Here is a 10,194-nt window from a genome sequence, read left to right on the forward strand (position 1 = left end):
CCTGCCGCACCATCAGGGTGAGAATTCCCGAAAAAAGCAGATACTTTGGTTCACTATCAGTAGCGTCTCTACACCGTCTCGTCAGGTGGTTTGGTTTTTAGTTGGGAATGGTGCGGCAGGGCCACACTCTACATGTGGATTTAGTTCGGGGAGTAGCATTATTGGGAAAGTGGTTGAACTGAATTAAATAGATGAGCGGCTTTATCTCCCCAAATTTCTTTTAAGCGCTGAACACGGCCACAATTCCAGCGATAGAATTTGTAGCGTGTGGGATTGTTTTTATAGTAATCCTGGTGATAGCTCTCATCTCCTTTTATGGGATAGAAGGTTGATGCATTTAAGATTTCTGTAGCGACTTTTTTATCTGGAAACTGCGCTTCTACGGCTCTCTTTGACGCCTCAGCGATTTTTTTCTCATGCTCATTTGCAACAAAAATGGCACTCAAATAGCTATGGCCTTTGTCGCAGAACTGTCCACGATCATCAAAGGGGTCGATATTAACCCAGTAATGGTTAATTAGGTCTTCATAACTGACTGTAGTGGGGTCGTAGGTAATTTCCACCGCTTCATAGTGGCCGGAATGATCGCCGTTATAGGTAGGGTTTTTTAAAGTGCCACCAGTAAAACCAGAGATTACATCAGTAACGCCTGGCAATTTTTCAAAATCTGACTCCATACACCAGAAGCATCCGCCAGCTAAAACTGCTCTATCTGCATTTGCACTGGTTATTGTGAGTAGCAGACCCATGGCCAATAACTGCATAAATTGATGTTTCACAAGAATTCTCCCCGCGTAAATAGGAATGGCAACGATGCTTGATGTGCTTGCCGGTTAATTGATATCCAACACTATTTACCATTGACACTGTTTACTAGAGGAATACTTCAATTGTTATCGTTTTGTTATAACTCAGGCTGCAGAGTTGAGCTTGAGCCAGGGGGATGTGAACTGCAAAAAATGTACTCGGATGGCCTGAAAGTTTTTCCGGTAGATTGTTGTACACACAGAAATTACAAATAAGCCCCTGGCGCGACCACTTTCATGCCGTGAATCACAATATCATCGTAGAGCGGGCTGTCTATTCGTCCCAGAGAAAAGATCAGCGTTGAATCCATAGGCGCCTTGACTGCCGCCTGGCTGCCCACCAACTGAGTACCGGCAATGTCGAGGCGACTGTTATTCGCCTCGATTGCCACCTCGCCTTCGATATGGCCGGCGGTGATGTTGAGATTTGAGTCGTGCAGCTTAAGTGCCGTTGCCATGGAGATGATTCGGCTGTTACGCATGGTGACTGTGGAATTCGTAATCACCAGATTGTTGATTTCTGCATCTTTTATGAGGACATTCTGGCAACCATCAATCAAGAGGCTGCCGATTCGTCCTGTAATAGTATGTCCCGATTGATTCTGACACTGGACGGTCTGACGAAAGTTGGAACTCTCTGGCTTGGAAGCTGGTTTCTGTTTAGCTTTGTAGCTCTGCTTGAGATGGGGCCTCAATAGTTCGTGGAACCGCTGCGGTTGTTCTATAAAAGCAATGTGTCCACCATTAGGAAGCAGCTCCAGTCTGGCATCAGGTAGCAGGGATTCCAATACATAGCCTGTCCTTAATGGGGCGATTTTATCTTGATCGCCCCAAATGATCAGTGTCGGCTGGTGAATTGTTTCCGGTATTCGACTGAAATCGTTCTGAACCAGGGCCAGTCCGGCAATAGAGGTGGGGTCGCTCCGTAGCACCTTGGATCTGAAGGGTTCCAGGTTGATCAGCAGATCCATGTTGATGGGGGCACGTTTTTCCAATGCGCTCATCAGTGCCCCTGCCAGGTCGGTCACTTTTCGCTCATTGAGTACATTGTATTGATCGAGTACTTTATCGACGCCCAGCGGGGCGAGGTATTTTGTGTAGGCGAGTCGGTGCAGGATACCTGCGGCATCGATCAGGGTCAGTGTTTTGACATCTGCCGGATAGCTATGGGTGAACTGAAGACTGATTGCACCCCCCATGGAGTGTCCAATCAGATGAAATGGCTTACCGACATGCTTCTCGGCCAGTTGGTGGATCAGTCGGGCGTAGTTGACGGGAGAGTAGAGTGCATTGCCTTTGGTTGAGCGGCCAAATCCCGGCAGGTCGAAAGTGAAAACAAAGTAGTCCTTCTTGAGTCGATGCAGGATATCCTCCCAGCATGTGGAGGCCTCATCACCCAGTCCATGAACCATCACCACTGCAGGACGATCCGGGTTGCCAGCGGTTCTCAGGTAGACCTGGCCACCAAACACATTTTCGCGCTCGAACCACTCTTTGTTTTGTTGGGCGGCATAACCGGGGGAGGGCACAAGCAGGCTCGAGATGATTAAAAAAAACGGCAATAGAGTATGTTTCATCATAGGCTTGGGCTCAGAAGCTTACTTTCACTATAAAGCCAGATGATAACAGGGAGCGTAGTCGCCTTGAAGTTTCATTCTGTTCTGATCTGCGAACGAGATCAGTAATCTGTCCATAGCTTCTACAACTTCCTGCTCCCCATGAATAACAAAGGGGCCATGCTCTTCTACAGCTCGAATGCCATCCTCTTTGACATTGCCCGCTACAATACCCGAGAAAGCACGCCTTAAGTTGGCTGCAGCGATGTGGCCTTGCTGCTGTCGATTCAGATCCAATTCAGACATGGCCTGATGAGTGGGCTGGAATGGATGTTGTAGATCCTCTTCGATATGTATGCGCCAATTGAAATAGAAGGCGTCATTAAGCTCGTAACGATAACTTCGCACACTGGCCATAGCTGTTGCCATAGTTTTGGCCACTGCAGCAGGATTATCAATGATGACCTGATAGTGGTGTTGTGCCTGATCTCCCAGGGTGATGCCGATAAACCGGTCGATCTCTGTGAAATAGTCAGCGCATTCAGCTGGTCCGGTTAAAATCAATGGGAAGGCGTGATCCTGGTTGTCCGGGTGCATCAGTATGCCGAGAAGATAGAGTAGCTCTTCCATGGTACCTGCGCCCCCTGGAAAGATCACCACACCATGGCCTGTACGCACGAAGGCTTCGAGCCGCTTTTCGATGTCGGGCATGATCACCAGTTCATTAACAATCGGGTTTGGGGGTTCTGAGGCGATGATTCCCGGTTCGGTTATACCCAGGTAGCGACCGTCGCCAATACGCTGTTTTGCATGTCCCAACGCGGCCCCCTTCATGGGGCCCTTCATTGCCCCTGGGCCACAACCAGTGCAGATATTCAGGCCCCTCAAACCAAGTTGGTAGCCTACCTCTTTTGAGTAGTCATACTCCCTTCTGCCTATGGAGTGGCCGCCCCAGCAGACGATTAGATTTGGATCCATGCCGGTATACAACACCCTGGCATTGCGCAATATATGAAATACCGCTGAGGTGATATGAACCGGCTCGTTGAGGTCGTAAGAAGGGTTGTTGTGGACTTCGTTATGGACGTAAATGATATCCCGTAACACTGCAAACAGGTGCTCCTGAATGCCTCGTATCATTTTTCCATCAACAAATGCACTGCCTGGGGCATTCTCCAATCGTAACTGTATGCCACGGTTGCTCTGCATCAGGTGAATGCCGAAATCCCGATAACTGTCGAAAATCTCTCTTGCATTATCGGTATCACTACCACAGTTGAGCACTGCCAATGCACAGCGTCGAAAGAGACCGTATAGACCACGTGCGCTGGTGTCTCGTAAAGCATTGACCTCAAGTTGAGAGAGTACCTCAAGACTCCCTTCCGGTCGGACAGAAGCGCTTAATCTGCTCAGGGGTTTGCTCAAATTCTGAGCGTGCGGACGGGGCTCTCTTTTACTGACTTTACTCATGACAATACTTCGATTGAGTCCTTTTTATTGTGTTCTATCCGGAAAGCAATTAATCGAGTAAAGATTGTTAATGATGAAGATGCGAAAAAGCGCATCTCCATCTTTTATTTCACTCAGCTGCCGGGTAGAAGATCCTCTATTACCATACGCTCTTCCCGCAACTCTTTTTCTGATTCCTTCAATCGGCAGATACTGAACTCATCCAATTGCAAATCCTGGACTATCTCATAGGCGCCATCTTTGCAGGTTACAGGAAAGGAGAATACAACCCCCTCATCAATGCCATAACTGCCGTCAGAGTGAACGGCCATGCTGACCCAATCTCCCGCTTCAGTGCCGATTGCCCAATCATGCACATGATCGACCACCGCATCAGCGGCAGAAGCAGCAGAGGAGAGGCCACGAGCTTCGATGATCTCAGCACCTCGGCGTTGAATCCGGGGAATAAAATGGTCAATGGCCCAATCATGAGTCACGAAATCAAAAACCGCCTGGCCCTTGATAAGACAGTTGTCAATGTGTGGGTACTGGGTCATGGAGTGATTGCCCCAGATCGTCATTCTTTTAATATCAGCAGCCAGGACATTGTTTTTGTTGGCCAATTGTCCCAATGCACGGTTGTGGTCCAAGCGGGTCATGGCGGTAAATTGAGTGGGGCTCAGATCCGGCGCATTAGCAGCTGCAATCAGAGCATTTGTATTGGCAGGATTGCCGACCACCAGAACCCGTACCCCTGGAGCGGCATGGTCATTGATCGCCTTACCCTGATTGGAAAAGATCTTGGCGTTTTCCGTTATCAGATCTTTGCGTTCCATGCCTTTACTACGGGGCTTTGCGCCAATAAGTATGGCGTAGTCGGTACCTCGGAAAGCGATACTTGGATCATCTGTGAGGACAATGTCATGCAGTAGGGGAAATGCGCAATCCTCCAGTTCCATACCAACGCCATTCAGTGACGAGATGGCTTGGGGAATCTCCAGAAGACGGAGAATGACCGGTTGTTCCTGGCCAAACATGGCACCTGAGGCGATACGAAACGCCAGTGCATATCCAATGTGACCGGCAGCGCCGGTGATGGTGACTTTTACTGCGGGCTTCATTTCGGTTGGATCCTCCCATTAATTTATTAGATACCCAGATAAGTATAGTTATTTCCGGTTTTTTAGGTAGTCTATTCTCAGCCTATACCATAGTTTTTTTAAATCTGCATTATTAATCGAGGCGCCCTTAAGCGGTTTCTGCCTGGATGATGACCTCGTGCATTTCAATGGCGCCTTCTCCATCGAATGCCTCTTTTGGCATAGGGTTGGCATGAGCCTGTTTAAAGTCCTCACTGCCAACCCAGTTTTCGAAGGCGGCCTTATCTTGCCAGCTTGTCAGGACAACATAGGGTGTCTCCGGACCGCTTGGCTTTAATACCTGCATGCGTACGAAACCGGCTTGCTTTTCAATTTGACCGCTACGGGCCTGAAAACGGGCTTCAAACATCTCTCTATAGTCTTCGGCAACCGGTACTCTGTTGGCAACGATGAACATTTGATATTCCTATGTCTATATATTTGGTTGGTGTTTGCGGAATTTAACGGGATACCCGCTCTATCTACTTTCTCTGTATATATTATGTGCTTTTAAAAGCTAATGATTTGTTGCTGTTTTTATACAACAAAGCACTGCTATCCCATTAACTTGCAATCTCCTCAGAACAACTCTGAAAGCCCCTCTCCCTTTACGGGAGAGGGGTTGGGGAGAGGGTGTACGCGAAGCGTTTCACGTGATTGAAAGATAAAACCACATTGATCGTTCATATTTTTCTTGCTAATTGCTGGGGAAAACAGGGTGTTTATTCACCCCCTCTCCCGCAAGGGGAGAGGGGGGGTTCTTTAAGATACTGATGATTTGTAAGTTTTTTCTAGCCGTGATCCTAAGCTGCTGATGCTTTTTCATATCTCAATTCTCAATCACCAATAGAAACCAATATCAATTAATCAGTTACAACCGAAATGGTTGAAGTAAGCGGGGCAGCACTGACAACAAAGTAATAAAATGAACTTACGCTATCCTTGCACTCTTCTCAGATTAGATTCCGATTGCCACAGAGGTTCCAGTTTCATTCATCATAACAAATGTTCATAGGGTGGTAGTGTTTGTAATCTGTTGTCAGCTTTTGCTTGGCCAACGGTGAAATGGTAGAGGCTTTGAAAGCGGCTATCCTTCAATCCCAGCAGATCGTGCACAGCATCATCAAAAAAACAGCCGATACCTGTACCTCGAACTCCATGAGCTTCGGCCTGTAAGTAGAGCACCTGGCCAATCAGGCCGGCCTCCCAGAAAAGTTCGGGATAGATTTGGGGGCCAGACTGATCCAGAGCAAGATCAAATTCCGCCAGCATACCGAGACTGAAAAAACTACTGGCGGCAATATCCTGGTGGCAGGAGAGTGCGCGGGCTGCTTTTTTGACTTCTGTGCTGATCAGTCGGTAGAGGGGCAGGTGAGAGGGAGTATCTTCAACCTTTTCCCAATCAAACTCCTGTTCAGTACTCTCTTTGAATTGCTGTAGAGATTGATGGGATCTCAGCAACAGGTAGAGTCCTGGCGCGAGGCCATCTACCCGGTGGACAAATAGCAGCAAGTGTAACCTGGATTGAAAAGGCCAGCTCTTCCATGGCAGTTCAAGAGGTCTCGGCAAACAGTTGTCGAGCATCTCATAGAAAACCGATTGTTTTAGCATCGCCTTGCCGTTGAAAGCTTGTGCGCTGCGTCGTTGTAAAATGATCTGGCGTGCGGATTGGTCAGGTGCAGGGGCGGCTTCAGGCAATGCCATATCAAGCAATGTGCCCTGCTGACAAGGAGGGCAGGTTTTCAGAGTTTGCTCTACCTCTTCGATGATCGGCCATTGGTGTTTGGGGTGATCACTGAGCCGATTGGCACGACCATGCCAATCAGTTGAAGAGAGGGCGGAAATCAGTTTTTCGTTCGACTTTTGAGGAACCCGTTCGCTCTGGTTGCTGCAAAGTCTGAGCAGTAGATCCGGGTATTCAGCTTCGGCACCATCGAAATCTTCTGTTCTGTTAAGCCCCAATAGTTTTGCCAACTCGATAGGTGACAAGGGAGTACGATCAAGGAAACATCCAAGGGTTGCAGCTGAATAGGCAAGTGCACCGATAGCATGACCAATATCCAGTTGTACATAGCGGTAGGCCCGTTCACCATATTTCCAGGCTTCACGCCAGGCGATGCTGCTTAATCCGACCATGATAGTGGGTGTGTTGATATCGGTTACATCTGCAGGAATCTCAGCCCTCAACTCTAAAATATGGTGATAGGGGGCATAGTGGTAGACACCGTCTTTTAGTGCACTTAGACCTTGCACCACGAGATAAGCTTCTGTGGGGTGCAGGTTGCCACTGGAGGGATTGCAGCGCAGTGACCAGCGATCCGGGCCATAAACTTTCCAGGCGGCTAATCCCATGCTGAGGCGGAGTAGACTGGAGATCTCTTTCAGCCCCCACTCTTGCAGTGCAACATGGGGTTGATGATCTTTAAGTTCATTCAGACTGGGGTCTGGCAGGTCGTCTAAATCGAGAGGAAGTTGTATCGATGAGGCTGGTTCGAAGCGTCTGAATGGGTCTGGTTGTTGCTCCCAGTCTAGAAAATCAGGGCCTGCTGCATATTTGTCTAAGCGATGTTTGGTTCGATCATGATAAGCACGTACAAGTTCCAGGGCCCGCTGCTGAGTATCGGTTTTCATGCCTATATCAGATGAATTTTCAGCAACATGCTTAAGATGCTGCATTCTCATCAGGAGTTTTAGCGCGCACAGTCAATGCATGCAATTCGCCACTGGCGATCTCCTGGTTGAACAAAGTCAGAATTGAGCGTTGTCTTTGCAGGCTTTTCATATCAGCAAAAGCGGGTGATGTGACATTGACCTCAAAGCTGCAGTTCTCCCCGGCAACTGTGATTTCAGCATCTGGATAGAGCTCTTTGATGCGACTCATCAACTCTTGTTCATTCATATCTAATCTCGTTATTCAATTGCATTAGCTTATCATCTCATGGATTCAGGCCCTAGTCTGTTTCGATGGGGATTTTGTGGAAATAGCTTAATTTGGCTGAGCTAGTGAAGGATTATCAATGACCAGGCCAGTGTATACAGGATAGGTAAGGTATAGTGATCTCCAGTGTCTCCCTGGGCTGTGCTCCAGTCGGAGAAACAAGTCAGCCGAAAGCGCAAATAGTTGACATACTGGTGAGTGATGAGGCAACTTTCTAATAAAAAGGCGGGAAGGTGACTATGGATCTATACAATAAACCGATTCAGGATCGTATCGAGTGGCTGTTTAACCATGCTAATCAACACTCAACTACCTACAGTAGTCCGGAAAGCTGGTTGGCCCGCACGCGCTATCTTGCGGAACACCCTACAGCTATCGCAGTACTCAAGTGTATGGATGGGCGTATCAATATTCCAATCGCCACCAACACGCCCAAGGGAATCATTCAGCCATTTCGTAATCTGGGGGGGATGTTCGATTTGGGGTGGCCCCACCTGGGTGAGGTTCTGGCCAGCTATGTACAAGGTGTGACTGCTGATGGCCGGCACACCATGATCTTGATTACCTACCACTATTCGAAGGGTGATCCCCAACGGGGTTGTGCCGGCTTTAACTACGACACTGAGGCAGCAAAAGCACACACTTACCAAATCAAGCGTCAGGTCGAAGCGGTATTTGGTGCTGGCCATCAAACGGTTTATCCCATCGTTTGTGGTTTCGAAACGGATGAAGATGCCTTGATTCTGCATGGTAGTAACGGCGAATTACTGAACATGGCTGAGATCAAGTCCTTTGAAAGGGACACTCTAAGACCCCGTTTGGAAGCGCTCTTCCCTGACATGTCCCAACAGATGCGAGAGGATCTGCTTCCGTTGATTGCCGGCAATCTTGATCATGTCGAAGAGTCCCGTCAAATGCAGCGTGAACTCGATATAGTCCACAGGGAGTGGATGATCTGTATTGGGCGTGGTTTTGATTTTCTGCACATGCCCAACATCGCATTGATCATCGGGCCCTACAGCCCGAGTCTTGCTGACCCGATACACAAAGCAGCAGGCATTATCCAGAACAATATGAATGCAGGACGAATTCCAGACGACGGCTTTCTATTACTGGCATCAGTGCCTTTTCAGGATGTGGGTGTTGATCGTGCTCGTGCAGAAATGAAAGCCAATTTTCTCTGTAACTTTGCCGCGAATGAAATAAAAGAGATCAATCCAGATCTCGCAAAAAAGATGTCAGTTAAATCCGCTGTTTTGAATTGGCAGTCCAGAGCTTTGGAGTCCCTGAGAACAGTTTGCTAGATTATATTTAGGCAATCTATGGTTGCTGAAGACAACAATATTTAATTACCGGGTTAATAACTTCGACCACTAGAGTATTAACTGATCAATCTTACTCGGTATCATATGTCGAGTGAGACTATTAAGAAGAGTTACGTTGCAGAGGGGCTCTTAAACCTGCTTTTGAAGTAAAGGAGCATTAACGGGGCACCACTCTTGTCGTCCTGAAAGCAACTACTTGGACGCCGTGTTGATATTTGTAAGCGAGAAATTAATTTTCATTTGTACGATCGAGGAGAGAGTCCAATATGCGTCTGTTACACACCATGATTCGGGTCGGTGATCTACAACGATCAATCGACTTTTATACCCAGGTGCTTGGCATGTCCCTGCTACGACAAAAAGAGTATCCAGAGGGTAAGTTTACTTTAGCCTTTTTAGGCTATGGAGATGAGTCTGAGAATAGTGTGATTGAGTTGACTCATAACTGGGATACTGACAAGTATGATATGGGTAACGGTTTCGGTCATCTTGCAATCGAGGTGGATGATGTCTACCAAGCTACTGATGAGATCAATAAGTTGGGGGGTAAGATAATTCGGCCGGCAGGCCCAATGAATGCTGGCGCAACAATCATTGCTTTTGTTGAAGATCCTGATGGTTATTCCATTGAGCTTATCGGAGCTAAATAGTTTATTTGAAAGTTCTGTTTTTTTACCGAGAGAGGATGCTCTTGGTAGTTTGCGGGATAGCTTCAAAGATTCAGCCATTTCAGAAACTAAGAGACTGTAACAAATACCGTCCATCTCTCAGTGTTGAAAAGCATGATTCAGGTCGTTAATTCTGTAGATCTCAATACCAACTCCTAAACAATTAGTGTTTCACTGCAGTTTAATAAGACATGCGATGTAGGGTGCGGCCCTGCCGCACCATAAGGGTATCGATTCCACATAAACCCTCTTTACACGGCTTGCCCCCACAATCTCCTGAATAGAAAACACTCTGTTAACCAGCTTGTCAGCT

General features: G+C 47.6%; 9 protein-coding genes. 2 read left to right on the plus strand and 7 right to left on the minus strand.

Annotated features, from left to right (window positions below; translation table 11 throughout):
- Positions 1–158: 158 nt before the first annotated feature.
- The 7 genes from msrA to AC4IE7_RS16650 all read right to left on the minus strand — a co-directional run bounded on the left by msrA (position 159) and on the right by AC4IE7_RS16650 (position 7,849).
- Positions 159–779, minus strand: a complete 621-nt coding sequence (gene msrA / locus AC4IE7_RS16620) for a peptide-methionine (S)-S-oxide reductase MsrA (protein WP_490777980.1) — start codon at positions 777–779, stop codon at positions 159–161.
- A gap of 233 nt (positions 780–1,012) precedes the next feature.
- A complete protein-coding gene (locus tag AC4IE7_RS16625; RefSeq protein ID WP_490777981.1) occupies positions 1,013–2,386 on the minus strand; it encodes an alpha/beta fold hydrolase in 1,374 nt (457 codons plus the stop codon).
- Between the two features lie 27 nt (positions 2,387–2,413).
- The gene (gene ppnN / locus AC4IE7_RS16630) at positions 2,414–3,832 is read right to left on the minus strand and encodes a nucleotide 5'-monophosphate nucleosidase PpnN (RefSeq protein WP_490777982.1); all 1,419 of its coding nucleotides are present in this window, start codon (positions 3,830–3,832) and stop codon (positions 2,414–2,416) included.
- A gap of 113 nt (positions 3,833–3,945) precedes the next feature.
- Positions 3,946–4,932 carry a malate dehydrogenase gene (locus AC4IE7_RS16635; RefSeq protein ID WP_490777983.1) on the minus strand — a complete coding sequence of 329 codons (987 nt, stop codon included), beginning with the start codon at positions 4,930–4,932 and terminating at the stop codon, positions 3,946–3,948.
- A 127-nt stretch (positions 4,933–5,059) separates the two neighbouring features.
- Positions 5,060–5,368, minus strand: coding sequence for an antibiotic biosynthesis monooxygenase family protein (locus AC4IE7_RS16640; protein WP_490777984.1), 309 nt, complete (start codon positions 5,366–5,368; stop codon positions 5,060–5,062).
- Positions 5,369–5,946: 578 nt separating this feature from the next.
- A complete protein-coding gene (locus AC4IE7_RS16645) occupies positions 5,947–7,581 on the minus strand; it encodes a SagB/ThcOx family dehydrogenase (protein ID WP_490777985.1) in 1,635 nt (544 codons plus the stop codon).
- A 31-nt stretch (positions 7,582–7,612) separates the two neighbouring features.
- The gene (locus tag AC4IE7_RS16650; protein WP_490777986.1) at positions 7,613–7,849 is read right to left on the minus strand and encodes a BolA/IbaG family iron-sulfur metabolism protein; all 237 of its coding nucleotides are present in this window, start codon (positions 7,847–7,849) and stop codon (positions 7,613–7,615) included.
- A gap of 278 nt (positions 7,850–8,127) precedes the next feature.
- Between AC4IE7_RS16650 and AC4IE7_RS16655 the strand changes: the two genes are divergently transcribed.
- Positions 8,128–9,192: a hypothetical protein gene (locus AC4IE7_RS16655; RefSeq protein WP_490777987.1), complete on the plus strand. Its 1,065-nt coding sequence runs from the start codon at positions 8,128–8,130 to the stop codon at positions 9,190–9,192.
- Between the two features lie 287 nt (positions 9,193–9,479).
- The gene (gene gloA / locus AC4IE7_RS16660; RefSeq protein WP_490777988.1) at positions 9,480–9,863 is read left to right on the plus strand and encodes a lactoylglutathione lyase; all 384 of its coding nucleotides are present in this window, start codon (positions 9,480–9,482) and stop codon (positions 9,861–9,863) included.
- The last annotated feature ends 331 nt before the right edge of the window (positions 9,864–10,194 follow it).

It is taken from the genome of Candidatus Thiodiazotropha sp. AKAK3, assembly GCF_058244645.1.

What these genes read in the sequence shown, in the direction of transcription:
- ppnN (WP_490777982.1), bottom strand. Translation starts at nt 3,832, where the DNA reads ATGAGTAAAGTCAGTAAAAGAGAGCCCCGTCCGCACGCTCAGAATTTG.
- AC4IE7_RS16635 (WP_490777983.1), bottom strand. Translation starts at nt 4,932, where the DNA reads ATGAAGCCCGCAGTAAAAGTCACCATCACCGGCGCTGCCGGTCACATT.
- AC4IE7_RS16655 (WP_490777987.1), top strand. Translation starts at nt 8,128, where the DNA reads ATGGATCTATACAATAAACCGATTCAGGATCGTATCGAGTGGCTGTTT.
- gloA (WP_490777988.1), top strand. Translation starts at nt 9,480, where the DNA reads ATGCGTCTGTTACACACCATGATTCGGGTCGGTGATCTACAACGATCA.
- AC4IE7_RS16640 (WP_490777984.1), bottom strand. Translation starts at nt 5,368, where the DNA reads ATGTTCATCGTTGCCAACAGAGTACCGGTTGCCGAAGACTATAGAGAG.
- AC4IE7_RS16645 (WP_490777985.1), bottom strand. Translation starts at nt 7,581, where the DNA reads ATGAAAACCGATACTCAGCAGCGGGCCCTGGAACTTGTACGTGCTTAT.
- AC4IE7_RS16625 (WP_490777981.1), bottom strand. Translation starts at nt 2,386, where the DNA reads ATGATGAAACATACTCTATTGCCGTTTTTTTTAATCATCTCGAGCCTG.
- AC4IE7_RS16650 (WP_490777986.1), bottom strand. Translation starts at nt 7,849, where the DNA reads ATGAATGAACAAGAGTTGATGAGTCGCATCAAAGAGCTCTATCCAGAT.